The sequence below is a fragment of the Roseomonas sp. TAS13 genome (assembly GCF_001950415.1).
Classification (GTDB): domain Bacteria; phylum Pseudomonadota; class Alphaproteobacteria; order Acetobacterales; family Acetobacteraceae; genus Roseomonas; species Roseomonas mucosa.
The window spans coordinates 1-13,890 of record NZ_BDLP01000021.1 but is presented as its reverse complement, the minus strand read 5'-3'; the positions used below and the strand labels follow the sequence as shown (position 1 = coordinate 13,890).

The 13,890-nt window shown below is 71.2% G+C and carries 15 protein-coding genes; 6 read left to right on the top strand and 9 right to left on the bottom strand.

Going from position 1 to position 13,890, the window contains the following annotated elements:
• Positions 1–20 precede the first annotated feature (20 nt).
• The 3 genes from paaG to ROTAS13_RS03585 all read left to right on the top strand — a co-directional run bounded on the left by paaG (position 21) and on the right by ROTAS13_RS03585 (position 3,002).
• Positions 21–809, top strand: coding sequence for a 2-(1,2-epoxy-1,2-dihydrophenyl)acetyl-CoA isomerase PaaG (gene paaG, locus ROTAS13_RS03595; RefSeq protein WP_058390429.1), 789 nt, complete (start codon positions 21–23; stop codon positions 807–809).
• 50 nt (positions 810–859) lie between these two features.
• On the top strand, positions 860–2,206 hold the full coding sequence (paaK, locus tag ROTAS13_RS03590) for a phenylacetate--CoA ligase PaaK (protein ID WP_079253351.1): 1,347 nt from the start codon (positions 860–862) through the stop codon (positions 2,204–2,206).
• 160 nt (positions 2,207–2,366) lie between these two features.
• Entirely contained in the window at positions 2,367–3,002 is a 636-nt protein-coding gene (locus ROTAS13_RS03585; RefSeq protein WP_019462223.1) for a TetR/AcrR family transcriptional regulator, read from the top strand.
• On the opposite strand, the gene paaE is transcribed toward ROTAS13_RS03585, so the two are convergent.
• The 6 genes from paaE to ROTAS13_RS03555 form a co-directional block, all read right to left on the bottom strand.
• The gene (gene paaE / locus ROTAS13_RS03580; RefSeq protein ID WP_019462222.1) at positions 2,980–4,068 is read right to left on the bottom strand and encodes a 1,2-phenylacetyl-CoA epoxidase subunit PaaE; all 1,089 of its coding nucleotides are present in this window, start codon (positions 4,066–4,068) and stop codon (positions 2,980–2,982) included. The two genes, ROTAS13_RS03585 and paaE, sit on opposite strands and share 23 nt — an antisense overlap.
• Positions 4,069–4,078: 10 nt before the next feature.
• On the bottom strand, positions 4,079–4,576 hold the full coding sequence (gene paaD, locus ROTAS13_RS03575) for a 1,2-phenylacetyl-CoA epoxidase subunit PaaD (protein WP_019462221.1): 498 nt from the start codon (positions 4,574–4,576) through the stop codon (positions 4,079–4,081).
• Entirely contained in the window at positions 4,570–5,349 is a 780-nt protein-coding gene (gene paaC / locus ROTAS13_RS03570) for a 1,2-phenylacetyl-CoA epoxidase subunit PaaC (protein WP_019462220.1), read from the bottom strand. Before paaC ends, paaD begins: the two co-directional genes overlap by 7 nt.
• A gap of 24 nt (positions 5,350–5,373) precedes the next feature.
• On the bottom strand, positions 5,374–5,661 hold the full coding sequence (gene paaB / locus ROTAS13_RS03565; protein ID WP_019462219.1) for a 1,2-phenylacetyl-CoA epoxidase subunit PaaB: 288 nt from the start codon (positions 5,659–5,661) through the stop codon (positions 5,374–5,376).
• A 16-nt stretch (positions 5,662–5,677) separates the two neighbouring features.
• Positions 5,678–6,697: a 1,2-phenylacetyl-CoA epoxidase subunit PaaA gene (gene paaA, locus ROTAS13_RS03560; RefSeq protein WP_019462218.1), complete on the bottom strand. Its 1,020-nt coding sequence runs from the start codon at positions 6,695–6,697 to the stop codon at positions 5,678–5,680.
• A 71-nt stretch (positions 6,698–6,768) separates the two neighbouring features.
• Positions 6,769–7,644 (bottom strand): PaaX family transcriptional regulator C-terminal domain-containing protein, encoded by an 876-nt coding sequence (locus ROTAS13_RS03555; protein ID WP_026033398.1) that lies wholly within the window; start codon positions 7,642–7,644, stop codon positions 6,769–6,771.
• 131 nt (positions 7,645–7,775) lie between these two features.
• Here ROTAS13_RS03555 and paaI point away from each other — a divergent pair, with 131 nt between their 5' ends.
• On the top strand, positions 7,776–8,222 hold the full coding sequence (gene paaI, locus ROTAS13_RS03550; RefSeq protein ID WP_019462216.1) for a hydroxyphenylacetyl-CoA thioesterase PaaI: 447 nt from the start codon (positions 7,776–7,778) through the stop codon (positions 8,220–8,222).
• Between the two features lie 105 nt (positions 8,223–8,327).
• Here paaI and ROTAS13_RS28465 read toward each other — a convergent pair whose 3' ends face one another.
• Complete coding sequence (locus ROTAS13_RS28465) at positions 8,328–9,548, bottom strand: lytic transglycosylase domain-containing protein (protein ID WP_139323259.1); 1,221 nt, start codon at positions 9,546–9,548, stop codon at positions 8,328–8,330.
• 408 nt (positions 9,549–9,956) lie between these two features.
• On the opposite strand from ROTAS13_RS28465, the gene ROTAS13_RS03540 reads away from it, so the two are divergent.
• Both ROTAS13_RS03540 and ROTAS13_RS03535 read left to right on the top strand, forming a co-directional pair.
• Positions 9,957–10,769, top strand: coding sequence for an EcsC family protein (locus ROTAS13_RS03540; RefSeq protein WP_051004944.1), 813 nt, complete (start codon positions 9,957–9,959; stop codon positions 10,767–10,769).
• Between the two features lie 84 nt (positions 10,770–10,853).
• On the top strand, positions 10,854–12,158 hold the full coding sequence (locus tag ROTAS13_RS03535) for an AmpG family muropeptide MFS transporter (RefSeq protein ID WP_252570987.1): 1,305 nt from the start codon (positions 10,854–10,856) through the stop codon (positions 12,156–12,158).
• A 48-nt stretch (positions 12,159–12,206) separates the two neighbouring features.
• Here ROTAS13_RS03535 and rutD read toward each other — a convergent pair whose 3' ends face one another.
• Both rutD and rutC read right to left on the bottom strand, forming a co-directional pair.
• The gene (gene rutD, locus ROTAS13_RS03530; protein WP_019462213.1) at positions 12,207–12,986 is read right to left on the bottom strand and encodes a pyrimidine utilization protein D; all 780 of its coding nucleotides are present in this window, start codon (positions 12,984–12,986) and stop codon (positions 12,207–12,209) included.
• Complete coding sequence (gene rutC, locus ROTAS13_RS03525; RefSeq protein ID WP_075821562.1) at positions 12,983–13,375, bottom strand: pyrimidine utilization protein C; 393 nt, start codon at positions 13,373–13,375, stop codon at positions 12,983–12,985. The genes rutD and rutC overlap by 4 nt, the downstream gene beginning before the upstream one ends.
• Positions 13,376–13,890 lie beyond the last annotated feature (515 nt).

Here is a 13,890-nt window from a genome sequence, read left to right as displayed (position 1 = left end):
CATAGGGGGGAGACGCGTCGATGAGCGACACGGTGCTGGTCGAGAACCGGGGAGGCTGGCGGAAGATCACGCTCCACCGCCCGGACAAGCTCAACGCCTTCAACGAGGAACTGCACGCCGCCCTGGCCGCGGCGCTGGACGGGGCCGCCGCCGATGCCGATTGCCGCGCCGTGCTGCTGACCGGCGCCGGTCGCGGCTTCTGCGCCGGGCAGGATCTCGGCGACCGGCGGGGCGAGGACGGACCGCCCGATCTCGGCAAGACGCTGGAGTGCCTCTACAACCCCCTGGTGCGCCGGCTGCGCGGCCTGCCCAAGCCGGTGGTCTGCGCCGTCAACGGCGTGGCGGCGGGGGCCGGGGCCAATATCGCCCTGGCCTGCGACATCGTGCTGGCGGCGCATTCGGCGAAGTTCATCCAGGCCTTCGCCCGCATCGGCCTGGTCCCGGATTCCGGCGGCACCCATACCCTGCCGCGCCTGGTGGGCGAGGCACGGGCCCGCGCGCTAATGCTGCTGGGCGAACCCGTCGAGGCACGACAGGCCGAGGCCTGGGGCATGATCTGGCGCGCGCTGCCGGACGAGGCGCTGATGCCGGAGGCCGAGGCCCTGGCGGCGCGTCTGGCCACCCAGCCGACCCAGGGCCTGGTCCTGACCAAGCAGGCGCTGGAGTCCTCCGCCACCAACACGCTCGCCGCGCAGCTCGACCTGGAGCGCGACCTGCAGCGCCGGGCCGGGCGAACGCCGGATTACGCCGAGGGCGTGCGCGCCTTCCTGGAGAAGCGGCCGCCGCGCTTCACCGGCCGCGCCGGATAGGCTTTCGCGACAATGGCCCTCGCCAAGAGGCCCCTGGAGGAACGGAAACCATGAGCGCCCCAAGCCTGAGCGCCCCTTTGGCCACGGAACCGTCCGGCAGCGCTGCCCCCGTCCCGTTCCTGCACGCGGTGGAAGGCGCCAGCCGTGCCGAGATCCAGGCGCTGCAACGCGAGCGCCTCGCGCGGACGCTGCACCACGTTTATGAGAACGTCCCTTTCTACCGCGCGAAGTTCGACGCCGCGGGCGTGCATCCGCGCGACTTCCGGGACCTGCCGGACCTCGCGAAATTCCCCTTCACGGTGAAGACCGACCTGCGCGACACCTATCCCTTCGGCATGCTGGCCGTGCCGCGGGACCGGATCGCACGGTTGCACGGCTCCTCCGGCACCACGGGCAAGCCGATCGTGGTCGGCTATACCCAGGGGGACCTGGACCGCTGGGCCGACCTGATGGCGCGCTCCATCCATGCCGCCGGCGGGCGGCCGGGGATGATGCTGCACAACGCCTATGGCTACGGGCTCTTCACCGGCGGGCTCGGCGCCCATGCCGGCGGCGAGCGGCTCGGCTGTACCGTGGTGCCGGTCTCCGGCGGCATGACCGAGCGGCAGGTGCAGCTCATCAACGACTTCCGGCCCGGGATCATCATGGTCACGCCCAGCTACATGCTGGCGCTGCTGGACGAGTTCCACCGCCAGGGCCTCGACCCACGGCAGAGCTCGCTGCGGATCGGCATCTTCGGCGCCGAGCCCTGGACCAACGCGATGCGCCAGCAGATCGAGCAGGCCTTCGACATGCAGGCGGTGGACATCTACGGCCTGTCCGAGGTCATGGGACCCGGCGTGGCGCAGGAATGCGTGGAAACCAAGGACGGGCTGCATGTCTGGGAGGACCATTTCCTGCCCGAGGTGATCGACCCCCGCACCGGCGCGGTGCTGCCCGATGGCGAGAAGGGCGAGCTGGTCTTCACCACCCTGACCAAGGAGGGGATGCCCGTCATCCGCTACCGCACCCGGGACCTCACGCGCCTCCTCCCCGGCACGGCGCGGCCCGGCATGCGGCGGATGGAGAAGATCACCGGCCGCAGCGACGACATGATCATCCTGCGCGGCGTGAACGTCTTCCCGTCCCAGATCGAGGAGATCCTGCTCGGCCAGAACTGGTGCAGCGGGCATTTCCAGATCCACCTGACGCGCGAGGGGCGGCTCGACCAGATGGCGGTGCATGTGGAATGCCAGGGCGGCTACTGGGACGGCGAGGGCATGTTGCACGAGGCCGGGGAGATCGTCCGCCTGATCAAGAACATGGTCGGCATCACCACCCGCGTCGTGGTGGAACAGCCCGGCACGCTGGAACGTTCCATCGGCAAGATCCGCCGCGTGATCGACCGGCGGGGATAGGGGTGCGTTTTCGCGACAGCCCCGCGGGAGAGGCCTTGCCTCCCCCCGCCACCGGGGAGGCGTTGCCCTCTCCCGGCCATGGCGGCGCGGCCGGAAGCTTGACACGACAGGACCCAGGCCGGATTCCGGCCGGTGTCCCGATCCGCAGCAGGAATTGCCGATGAGCCGCCCGCGCGCATCCGACCATGACGACAAGCGCCGTGCGATCCTGGACCGCTCCGCGCGGCTTTTCGCCGAGCACGGCTATGACCGCGCCTCGACCAGCATGATCGCCCAGGCCTGCGGCGTGTCGAAGGCGCTGCTCTACCACTACTACCGCGACAAGCTGGAACTGCTGCACGACATCATCCGCTTCCACCTGGAGGAGCTGGTGGAGGTGGTGGAGGCCGTCTCGCCGCAGCCCGGGGCGCCGCCGCGCCGCTATCTGGAGGACCTCGCCGTGGCGCTGCTCGGCGCCTATGCCGGCGCGGATGCGGCGCATCAGGTGCAGATCGGGCAGTTGCGCCTGCTGCCGGAGGAGAAGAAGCGCGAGCTGGTGGCGCTGGAACGCCGCCTCGTCGCGGTCTTCGCCGAGGCGCTGCTGGCGGCGAGGCCGGACCTCGCCGGCAACCGGCTGCTGCTGAAGCCGCTCACGATGTCGCTCTTCGGCATGCTGAACTGGAACTACATGTGGTTCCGCCCCGGCGGCCCGCTCGGGCGGGAGGACTATGCCCGCCTCGCGGTCGGCCTCGTGCTGGATGGCGCTCCCAGCAAGATGGCCTTGCCGGAACTCGTCACATCTGATCGTAGTCGATGACCACGCGCGCGCTGGTGGGGCGCGCCTGGCAGGTCAGGGCATAGCCGGCCTCGATCTCCCAGGGCTCCAGCGAGTAGTTGACCTCCATCTCCACCGTGCCCTCCACCACCCGGGCGCGGCAGGTGCTGCACATGCCGCCCTTGCAGGCATAGGGCAGGTCCATCCCCGCCCGCAGCGCGGCGTCGAGCACGGCCTCGCCCTCGGCCACGGGCACCTCGCGCCGCTTGCCATCGACGATCAGCGCGGCGGTGTGCGCGGGCGGTGCGTCCTGGGCGGGCTTCGGCACCACCGCGCGGCGCGGGCGGCCGTCGAAGGCGGAGACGAAGCGCTCCACATGCACGCGCTCCTCCGGGATGCCGAGTTCGCGCAGCGTGGCGGCGACATCCTCGCTCATCCCGGCGGGGCCGCACAGGAAGGCATGGTCCACGCCCGCGGCTGGCACGAGGTGGCGCAGCAGCAGGCGCACCTTCTCCCCATCCAGCCGTCCGTTCAGGATCGGCAGGTCCTGCTCCTCCTGCGACAGGACATGGAAGACGGAGAAGCGTTCGAGGAAACGGTCCTTCAGCTCCTCCAGCGCCTCGCGGAACAGCATGTCGCCAGCGGTGCGGTTGCCGTAGAAAAGGAAGAAGCGGCTGCGTGGCTCCCGTGCCAGCAGGAAGCGGATGATCGAAAGGATCGGCGTGATGCCCGACCCTGCCGCGAAGCCGAGATGCAGACGCGCCTCCCCCGGCTCCGGCGCGATGCCGAAGCGGCCGGTCGGTACCATCACCTCCAGCGCATCGCCCGCCCGCAGCGCCGTGTTGCACCAGCCGGAGAAGCTGCCACCCTCCACGCGCTTCACGGCGATGCGCAGTTCCCCGTCATCGGGGCCGGAGCAGATGGAATAGGAGCGGCGGACCTCCTCGCCCTCGAAGTCCCGCCGGAGCGTCAGGTACTGGCCCGGCCTGAAGCCGTAGAGCGGCTTCAGCGCCTCGGGCACCTCGAAGGCGATGGAGACGGCATCCGGCGTCTCGCGCCGCAGGTCCGCGACGCGGAGGCTGTGGAAGCGCGGCAGGCTGCTCGACATGAAAGCGTCCTCAGTGGCAGCGGAAATGGTCGAAGGGCTCGCGGCAGGCGAGGCAGCGCCACAGCGCCTTGCAGGAGGTGGAGCCGAATTCCGCGATCCGCTCCGTGCGCGCGGAGCCGCATCGCGGGCAGGCCACCTCATCCTCCTCCCCGAACAGGGCACGCCGCCCGCCTGTCCGGCCGGGCGGGGCGATGCCGTAGTCGTGCAGCTTCTGCCGCCCTTCCTCGGTCATCCAGTCCGTGGTCCAGGCGGGGGACAGCACCGTGCGCACGCGCGCCCGCGGAATGCCCGCGCGCTCCAGCGCCATCTCCACCTCCACCGCGATCATGTTCATCGCCGGGCAGCCGGAATAGGTCGGGGTGATCAGCACCTCCACCGCGCCATCCACCTCCCGCACGTCGCGCAGCACGCCCAGGTCGGCGATGGTGAGGACGGGGATCTCCGGGTCCACCACCTCCGCCGCGGCGCGCAGGGCACGGTCGCGCAGGGTTTCCGCGGCACTCACCACACGGCGCCCGGATAGGTGCGCTGGAGATGCTGCATCTCCGCCAGCAGGTGCCCCAGATGCTCGCTGTGCCGGCCGCTGCGGCCGCCGCTCTGCATCCAGGCCTCCGGCGCGGGCATGGACAGCGTCGCCTGTTCCAGCACCTCCCGCACCGTCGCCAGCCAGGTCCCGCGCAGCGTGGCCGGGTCCACCGCCACACCCGCCTCGATCAGCGCGCGCTCGGCCGCATCGGCCTCGAACATCTCGCCGGTATAGGGCCAGAGCAGCGCCAGCGCCTCGGCGGCGCGGGCATGGCTCTCGGCGGTGCCGTCACCCAGGCGGATCACCCATTCCGCGCTGTGGCGCAGGTGATAGGCGCTCTCCTTCTCCGACTTCGCGGCGATGGCGGCGAGCGTGGGGTCGGCGGAGCGCATCATTGCCCGCCAATAGGGATCGGCGAAGGCGGAATAGAGGAACTGCCGCAGGATGGTCCGCGCGAAATCGCCGTTCGGCTGCTCCACCAGCAACAGGTTCCGGTACTGGCCGGACTCCCGCAGATAGGCGAAGCCGTCCTCGTCATGCCCCTCGTCGCCCAGCACCGCCGCATGGGCGTAGAGCGAGCGCGCCTGGCCGATCAGGTCGAGGGCGATGTTGGCCAGCGCCATGTCCTCTTCCGGCATCGGCGCGTGGCCGCACCATTCCGACAGGCGATGGCCCAGGACCAGCGCGTCATCCGCCCGGCGCAGGGCATGGAGCACCGGCGGCGTCTCGCGGACACGGATCGAACTCGTGGCCATGTGTGCTTCCTTCCCCCCGCCGCGTCACATATGCCCGACCTCGTCCGGCACCTCGTAGAAGGTCGGGTGCCGGTAGATCTTGGAGGCGGTGGGCTCGAACATCATGCCCTTCTCCGAGGGGTCGGAGGCGGTGATGGCGCTGGAAGGCACGACCCAGACCGAGAGCCCTTCCCCCCGCCGCGTATAGACGTCCCGCGCCGCCTGCAGCGCCAGCGTGGCATCCGCCGCGTGCAGCGAGCCGACATGCTTGTGCGACAGGCCGTTGCGGCTGCGGATGAAGACCTCCCAAAGAGGCGTGGCCTGTTCCTTCATGGCTTCCTCCCTCCGCTCAGGCCGCGGCGCGGCGGCGTGCGCTGCGCTTGGCCGCATGGGCCAGCGCGGCCTCCCGCACCCAGGCGCCCTCGCGATGCGCCTTGTTGCGCGCGGCCAGGCGCTCGCGGTTGCAGGGGCCGTTGCCGGCCAGGACCTGCTTGAACTCCGCCCAGTCGATCGCGCCATACTGCCAGTGGCCCTGCGCGCCTTCCGGGGCATCGGCCGGGGGCGGCACGAAGCGCAGCTCCGGATCGGGGATGACCAGGCCGAGATACCGCGCCTGCGGCACGGTGGCATCGACGAAGCGCTGTCGCAGTTCGTCATTGGAGAAGCGCTTGATCTTCCAGCGCGTGGACTGGTCGGAATGCTGGCTGGCCGCATCCGGCGGGCCGAACATCATCAGGCAGGGCCACCACCAGCGGTCCAGCGCGTCCTGCGCCATGGCCTTCTGCTCCCCGGAGCCGCGGCACAGCGTCAGCATGATCTCGTAGCCCTGGCGCTGGTGGAAGCTTTCCTCCTTGCAGACGCGGATCATGGCGCGGGCATAGGGGCCGTAGGAGCAGCGGCAGAGCGGGATCTGGTTCATGATCGCCGCGCCGTCCACCAGCCAGCCGATCGCGCCGATATCCGCCCAGGTGAGGGTCGGATAGTTGAAGATCGAGGAATACTTGGCCTTGCCGGCGAGAAGCTGCTCCGTCAGCTCCTCCCGCGTCACGCCCAGCGTCTCGGCGGCGGCGTAGAGGTAGAGGCCGTGGCCGCATTCGTCCTGGACCTTGGCCAGCAGCGCGGCCTTGCGGCGCAGGGAGGGGGCGCGGGTGATCCAGTTGCCTTCCGGCAGCATGCCGACGATCTCGGAATGCGCGTGCTGGGAGATCTGCCGGACCAGCGTCCGGCGATAGGCCTCGGGCATCCAGTCGTTCGGCTCGATGCGCTCCTCCGCATCGACACGCGCCTGGAAGCGCGCAGCCGCCCCGGCATCCTCCAGCAGGGGGATGTCGCGCGGCTCGTCCTTCTGGTTGAGCGCCTGCGTGTACATGGCCGGCCTCCCTGACGTCCTTGGTTGGGAGGATCATATGTGACGGAATTTATGTCTTCAAGGATTATTCGTCACATGTCATCGCGGAAGCGCCGCCAGAGTTCCGCTCCCGGCGCGGGCAGCGGCCCGTCCTCGTCCGCCGCATGGGCATCGAGCCAGGCCTCGGAGGCAGGCAGGAGCCGGGCGTAAAGATCGGCGCAGGCCCGCCGCGCCTCCCCGCCTGGCCAGTCCGCCGGCAACATGCCGTGCGGCAGGAACGGATCGCGCAGCACCACGCGGCGGTATTCATGGATCAGCAGCAGCCGCGCCACCAGCGACTCCAGCCCCGGGAGCCCGGCCTCCGGCATGCGCCCCGACACCTCTCCGAAGGGTTCCAGGAAGCGCCGGTAGCTGGCGGCGATACCCTCCAGGTCCCAGGCCAGGGCAGCCAGCCGCCTCGCCTCCGCCGTTCCCGCCCGCGCCTCCAGCGCGATCGCGGTCCGGGCCTCGGCGGGAACCGTCCGGTCCCAGGGCGCCAGCCAGAGATCCGGCAGCGCGGCGCCATAGCCTGCCGCCCGCAGCGCCTCGCGCGCCGGCTCCCGCGCCATCTCCGGCGGCAGGAGGAGCAGGCGCAAGCGGTCATCCTCCACCCCGGCCGCATGCGGGCCGTAGATGCGCCGCGCCGCCTCGGCAAAGGTTCCCGCGCCCTTTTCCGCGAGGCGGTAGAAGCTGTTCCGTCCCAGCCGCCGCCGCTCCAGCCAGCCATCCGCCGCGAGGCGCGACACGGCGGCCCGCACGGCGGCATCGTTGACCCCCATCCCACCAAGGACTTCGGCCAGGGTCTGCAGCCCCACGGAGCCGCCGCGCGGCAGGATGGCGTCGCCGTAGAAGGTGATGACCAACGACCAGGTGCGCGACGGCTCGCTGTTCAGGTGGCGCAGGATCGGTTCGAGGAACGGGGAGGACATCTCCCCCTGCATAGCCAGCGCGGGGCCGGCACGGAACCGGCCGGATCGCGGCCGTCTTGTCCCGCCCTGGCCGGACGCGCAGAGTATCCCTGACCGGGCGACCGGTGAAAACGACGCCAGGAGGAACCGGAATGGAGATGGAAGCGCAGGACCCGGCGCAGCGCCTGGCGGAACGGTGCGTCGCCGCCATGCTGGAGCGCGATCCGGCCAGCAGCGGCCTCGGCATGCGGCTGCTGCGCGTGGCGCCCGGCGAGGCGGAACTGTCGATGCGGATCGTGCCGCACATGCTGAACGGCCACCAGAACTGCCACGGCGGCTTCATCTTCACCCTGGCGGATTCGGCCTTCGCCTGTGCCTGCAACAGCTTCGACCGCCTCACGGTCGGCCAGTCCTGCACCATCCACTACATCCGCCCCGTCACGGCCGGCACGGTGCTGACCGCCCGCGCCCGGCGCCTCGCCGAGGCCGGGCGCAGCGGGATCTACGATGTCCTGGTGCTGGACGAGCAGGAGCAGGTCGTCGCCACCTTCCGGGGCCAGTCCCGCACCGTCGGCGGCAGCATGCTGGGCGGGGAATAGGACGCCTCCCGGGAAGGTTTCCCCGCCGGCGCCGCGTCTCCGGGGGCAAAGGCAAAAACGCGCCCCCGAACCGGTCATCCGTGCGCCGCCAGGCGCCGGAAGCGTTCAGGAGCCCGGCGGAACGGTGAAGCAGGGCATGCCGCTGCCCTGGAGGCGCTGGCAGGCACTTCCGGCGCCATCGGCGGAAAGGCCGGTCAGGCGAGCGCGGTAGAGCGTGCCGTTATGGCTGACCGGGGTAATGCTGTCCCGGGCGCTGGCCAGCAGGCCGCCGGTGCGCGACCGGGCGACGGAAAGCGCGGCACGGGAGATGGCGGGGTCGGGGAAGGCGCCGACCTGGATGCCCCAGCCGCCCCCTCCCCCCATGCCACCACCATAGCGGGCCGGCAGGGCCAGGGTGCCCGGAGGCGCGGCGGCCGGGCGCTGCACCGGCGGTGCCTCGGCGGCCTGGGCGGTGCCGGTCCAGGACGGAAGGGAACCGCGGGACTCCGTGGGGACGTTCGGATACAGGGCTGGAGGAGGAGAGGCGTAGGCGGATTCCCGGACCGCGTAGGCGGCCGGGATCACCGGGCTGCTCCCCTCCTCCCCGGTCCGGTTGCCGGTCGGGGTGGAGGCGGTGACGAGGCCGCCGCCGTCGAAGGCGCGGTTGGCCGGGTCGTTATAGGCATAGGCCGTGCCCGAGCCGGTGGCGAAGCCGGCGAGCGGGCCGGTCATGGCGACCTCCGTGCCCAGGCGCGGGGCGATGCGGGCGAGGTAGTTGATCGTCTCGCCCGGCAGTTCGGAGTTGCCGGCAAGGTAGTCGGAAAGGCGCTGCGGCCCGGCATTGTAGGCGGCGAGGAAGGCCGGGGCACCGAACTGGTCCGACATCTCGCGGATATAGGCGGCGCCGGCCATGATGTTGCTGCGCGGCTCGTAGGGGTCGGAGCCCAGGCCGTAGCGGGATCGCAGGATGTCGTAGGTGGCGGGCATCACCTGCATCAGCCCCATGGCGCCGACCCGGCTGGTGGCGGTGGGATTGCCGGCGGATTCCTGGCGCATGACCTCGCGGATCCAGCGTTCCGGGATCGCGAAGCGGCTGGCGGCCTCGCGGACATGCGGGCCCCAGGGATCGCCCTCGGGCCCGGGCGCGCGGTAGGAACGCGCGGCGTGGGAGAGGTAGCTGCTGGCCTCGGCGCGGGAGGCCCCGGCCGCGGCGGTGTCGTAGCCGTAGTCGCCGTTGCCGTCATAGCCGCGCCGGCCGTCCCAGACGAAGCGGCTGGTATAGGCGGGCGGGCCGCAGGCCGAGAGCAGCAGCAGGAGCGGCAACAGGGAGAGCGCGCGTCTCGCCATGGTCCTCCGATGACCTCCCCCAATGGTCAAACCCGACGATCCCCCGGATCGTCGGGGGAACGGACGCCGGGAAGGACCACGGGCCATGGGACGGCTCGTGGCGCGGTCCCGCTCCCGGGACAGGCTATAGCGGGGGAATGGCTTCGGAATGGTTGCGGCAAGGCCACAGCCCACAGGCGACGACTCGTTTCCCCTCGGCACCCATCCTCCTCCGCATGCACCGGGATCGCGGCATCAACAAGGCGTGGCGGACGGCACGGGGGCCGCCGCGGCGGAGGTGCGGAAGCGGAACGGTGGGGCGGCGTGGCCGGCGGGACACGGGAGCCGTGGGAGAGGCGATGCGAAAACCGGGTTTCGCCGGCGCGGCCTGCTGAAACCGGGGGGCGCCAGGGCCATTTGCATGCCGAGATGAACACATCCCCTTCCACCGCCCTCACCGCCGCGCCGCTCACCCCCGAGGCCCGCGCCGAACTGGCCGGAGCCGTGCGGATCCTGGAGAACCCATCCATCGCCGCCCGCATGGCGGCGATGGCGGGCACGCCCGTTTCTGCGCTGAAGCGCCGGTTGCCGGAATTCGTGCAGTCGGGCGTGGATGGCGCCGTGCGGCGGGCGATCGAGGCCGCCTGGAAGGCGGCGCTGCGCTCCAGGCCCGGGCGGGCGCCGCATGGGCTGGCGCCGGACTGGCTGCATCGCGGGCTGGCGGCGGCCTCCGGCGTCGCGGGCGGGGCCTTCGGCCTGGCGGGAACCCTGACGGAACTGCCGGTCACCACCACCATCCTGCTGCGCCAGATCGCCTCCGAGGCGGCGGAACAGGGCGAGGACCTCACCGACCCGATGGTGCAGGCGGAATGCCTGAAGGTCTTCGCCCTGGGCAGCGAGGACCTGGACGAGGACCCGGCCCAGAGTAGCTACTTCGCCGCCCGCATCGCCCTGGCGCAGGTGTTGCCGAATGCGGTGACCAACCTGGGCGCTGCGGTGATGCCGGGCTTCCTGGCGCGGATCGCCGGGCGCTTCGCCGCCGCGGTGGGACTGAAGCTCTCGGCCCAGGCGGTGCCGGTGCTGGGGGCCGCGGCCGGGGCGGCGATCAACATTTCCTTCCTGGAGCATTTCCGGAACGTGGCGCGGGCGCATTTCACCGTGCGGCGGCTGGAGCGGGCACATGGGCCCGCCACGGTGCGGGAGGCCTACGAGGCGCTGAGGGACGCGCGCATGGCGGCGTAAGAGGCCGCGTCCCGCAGGCGGTTCCGGCGGCCGGAACAGCCACATCCGCCCTGGTCCGGACAGCCGCGCGATGGATGGCGCGGCGTGGCGCTTCCAGCGGCGCGCGGGTTGGGGCAGGCTGGGGCGGTGAAGATCATCGACCGCCGCTTCCTTGTCATGCTGGCGCTCGGCTTTTCCGCCGGGCTTCCTTTTCCGCTGACCGCCTTCGTCCTTCGCCAATGGATGGCCGAGGCGCAGGTGGACCTGACCGCCATCGGACTGACGGCGCTGATCGGCCTGTCCTATTCGCTGAAGTTCCTGTGGTCGCCGCTTCTGGACCAGGCGCCGCCACCGCTGTTCCGGCGCTGGGGGCGGCGGCGCGGCTGGCTGGGAACGATCCAGCCGCTTCTGGCGCTGGCCATCCTGGGCGTGGGGCTGACCGATCCGGTGGAGCATCCGGGCTGGATGGCGGCACTCGCCGTGCTGGTGGCCTTCCTGTCCGCCTCGCAGGACATCGTCATCGACGCCTACCGCATCGAGGTGCTGGAGGAGACGCAGCAGGGCTACGGGCTGGCCTGCTATGTCTGGGGTTATCGCGGCGCGCTGCTGGTGGCGGGGGCCGGGGCGCTGGCCACGGTGGGCTTCGCCGGATGGGCCGGGGCCTATGCGATGTGCGCGGCGCTGATCCTGATGGTGGGCTTCGTCGCCACCGGCTTCGCGCCACGACCGGCGGAGGTGGCGCTGCGGGCGCTGCCCTGGGCCCGGCGGATGCGCTCGGGCATGGTGGACCCGTTCCTGGACTTCATGCGTCGCCCGGCCTGGCAGGCCATCCTGGGCTTTGTCGCGCTGTACAAGCTGGGGGAGGCGCTGGCGCATGTGATGACCACGCCCTTCTACCGCGAACTCGGCTTCTCGCGCCTCGACGTGGCGCAGGTCTCCTCGGTCTTCGGGCTCTTCGCCACGCTGCTGGGCGCGCTGGCGGGCGGCTGGCTGATCCGGCGCATCGGCGTGGCCAAGGCGCTGGTGGTCACCGGGCTGGGGCAGATGCTGTCCAACCTGATGTATGTGGCCCTGGCGCGGGCCGGGCACGACATGGGGATGCTGTGGCTGCAGGTGGGGGTGGAGAACGTGACCGGCGGCCTCGCCGATGCGGCCTTCCTCACCTATCTCGGCAGCCTGACCAGGCGGTCCTTCACGGCGACCCAGTATGCCCTGCTGTCCTCGCTGGCGGCCCTGCCGCTGCACACGATCGGCGGCTCCTCCGGCTGGCTCGCCGCCCGGCTGGGCTGGGAGAGTTTCTTCATCACGACCACCCTGGCCGCGCTGCCGGCCATGGTGCTGATGCTCTATTTGCTGCGCCGCCTGCCGCCACCGCCGAAGGCCGCGGTGGCGGCGGAAGCGGCGGAATAGCGAGGCGGCCCCCAGGGGCAGGCGCTGCCTTTCAACGGTCGGAGGCCATCAGCCCGCCAGCAGGAAGTCCAGCAGCACCTGGTTGAAGGGTTCCGGCTGCTCCACGGTGAAGGCATGGCCGCCGTGCTCCGTGAGCCAGAGCCTCGCATCGGGCAGGGCTTCGGCGAGGTGGCGGGAGGCGGTCCAGGGCACCAGCAGGTCGTCGCGGGAGGCCGCGACCAGGGTGGGCGCGGCGATGGCAGGCAGGTCGGCGCGGGCATCGAAGGCGCGGAGGGCGGCGATGCGGCGGCGGAGGTTGCGCTCGCCCTGGAAGCCGGCGATGCCCCGGGCGATCTCGGCGTCCATCCTGCCGGAATGCTCCGCCATGTAAGGGGCGGTATGCAGGAAGAGAGGCTGGGCCGCGACATAGGCAGCAGGGCCCTGCGCTTCCAGGATGCCGAGGCGGATGTCGAAGCAGCGCTCGGAATGCGGCTCCACCTTCGCCCAGGCATTGACCGCGACGAGGCGGGCGAGGCGTCCGGGATGGCGGCGGGCGAGTTCGAGGCCGACCAGGCCACCCAGGGCGTGGCCCAGGAAATGGGCACGGGCGATGCCGGCGGCGTCGAGAACCCGCACCACGTCATCGGCCATGTCGGCGATGGCATAGGCACCCGGCAGGGGCCCGGCGTTGCTTCCCGTGCCGCGCTGGTCGAAGGCCACGACCTGGAGATGTTCCTCCAGCGCGGCGCGCTGCGGCTTCCAGAAGCCGGCGAGGCCGCCGAGGCCGGCGGACAGGACCACCGCCGCGGCGCCGGGCCTGCCGGTGACCTCGTGGCGGAGCGCCGTCACGCAGGGTGGCCGATATGGGCCACGCTGGCGATCTCGACCAGGGCGTCGGGCTTCACCAGCCCGCATTGGATGCAATAGCGGGCGGGTTTGTCCCCGGGGAAGTACTCCGCATAGACGGCATTGATGGCGCCGTAGTTCGCCCAGTCGGTGAGAAAGATATGGTTCATGGCAATGTCGGCCATGGTGCCGCCGGCGGCCTCGACCACGCCCTTGATGGTTTCCAGCACGTGGCGTGCCTGGGCGGCGGCATCGCCGATATGGACCACGTTGTTGTCCTTGTCGAAGGGCAGCGTGCCGGAGACGTAGAGCACGCCATGCGCCATGGCGCCGGGGGAATAAGGCGCCAGCGGCTTGCCGGCACCGGCGGGGATGACAGGCTTGATGGGCATGGCACGGGTTTCCTCGTTCCGGATGGCCGGTCGGCCGGCGAATGCCACGCAAGCCGCATGCCATCGCCTGTCCCGGCCATGCGACCGGGTTCACGCGGAGGACGGCCTTTCCTGACCGTTCCATGCTGGCAGCCGCCCCCGGGGGAGAGGCGCCGCCTCTCCGCCCGGCCCCCCACTCCGCCGGGGACCGAAGCCGGTCCCCGGACCCCGGGCTTGCGTTGGCTCCGCGTGGTTGCCGCCAGCCTGCGGCTTGATCCCCGGGAGCAGGTGGCGACGCGGGGCACCCGAATAGAAAGACATCGTGTCCGCGCTGGTGGCACCGGCAGTCCGCCGGAGAGCCATGCTCTCCGGCGCGATCCGGCCTCAGCAAGCCCCAACGCATCGGGTCCAGGGCCCGCAGGGTCCTGGCGAATAGGGGGTCCGGGGGAAAGGCAGCGCCTTTCCCCCGGGACGGCGCAACGCCAAAGCCCTGAAGCACGGCTGTCTCTTGATCACAAGTCTCGACGCCAGCACAG

Bases quoted from the DNA above. Each gene is read 5' to 3' on its own strand.
- paaB (WP_019462219.1), bottom strand. From the start codon at position 5,661: ATGAAGGAACAGGCCACGCCTCTTTGGGAGGTCTTCATCCGCAGCCGC.
- paaE (WP_019462222.1), bottom strand. From the start codon at position 4,068: ATGTCGAGCAGCCTGCCGCGCTTCCACAGCCTCCGCGTCGCGGACCTG.
- rutC (WP_075821562.1), bottom strand. From the start codon at position 13,375: ATGCCCATCAAGCCTGTCATCCCCGCCGGTGCCGGCAAGCCGCTGGCG.
- paaG (WP_058390429.1), top strand. From the start codon at position 21: ATGAGCGACACGGTGCTGGTCGAGAACCGGGGAGGCTGGCGGAAGATC.
- ROTAS13_RS03540 (WP_051004944.1), top strand. From the start codon at position 9,957: ATGAACACATCCCCTTCCACCGCCCTCACCGCCGCGCCGCTCACCCCC.
- ROTAS13_RS03555 (WP_026033398.1), bottom strand. From the start codon at position 7,644: ATGTCCTCCCCGTTCCTCGAACCGATCCTGCGCCACCTGAACAGCGAG.
- paaK (WP_079253351.1), top strand. From the start codon at position 860: ATGAGCGCCCCAAGCCTGAGCGCCCCTTTGGCCACGGAACCGTCCGGC.
- paaC (WP_019462220.1), bottom strand. From the start codon at position 5,349: ATGGCCACGAGTTCGATCCGTGTCCGCGAGACGCCGCCGGTGCTCCAT.
- ROTAS13_RS03585 (WP_019462223.1), top strand. From the start codon at position 2,367: ATGAGCCGCCCGCGCGCATCCGACCATGACGACAAGCGCCGTGCGATC.
- ROTAS13_RS28465 (WP_139323259.1), bottom strand. From the start codon at position 9,548: ATGGCGAGACGCGCGCTCTCCCTGTTGCCGCTCCTGCTGCTGCTCTCG.
- paaA (WP_019462218.1), bottom strand. From the start codon at position 6,697: ATGTACACGCAGGCGCTCAACCAGAAGGACGAGCCGCGCGACATCCCC.
- paaI (WP_019462216.1), top strand. From the start codon at position 7,776: ATGGAGATGGAAGCGCAGGACCCGGCGCAGCGCCTGGCGGAACGGTGC.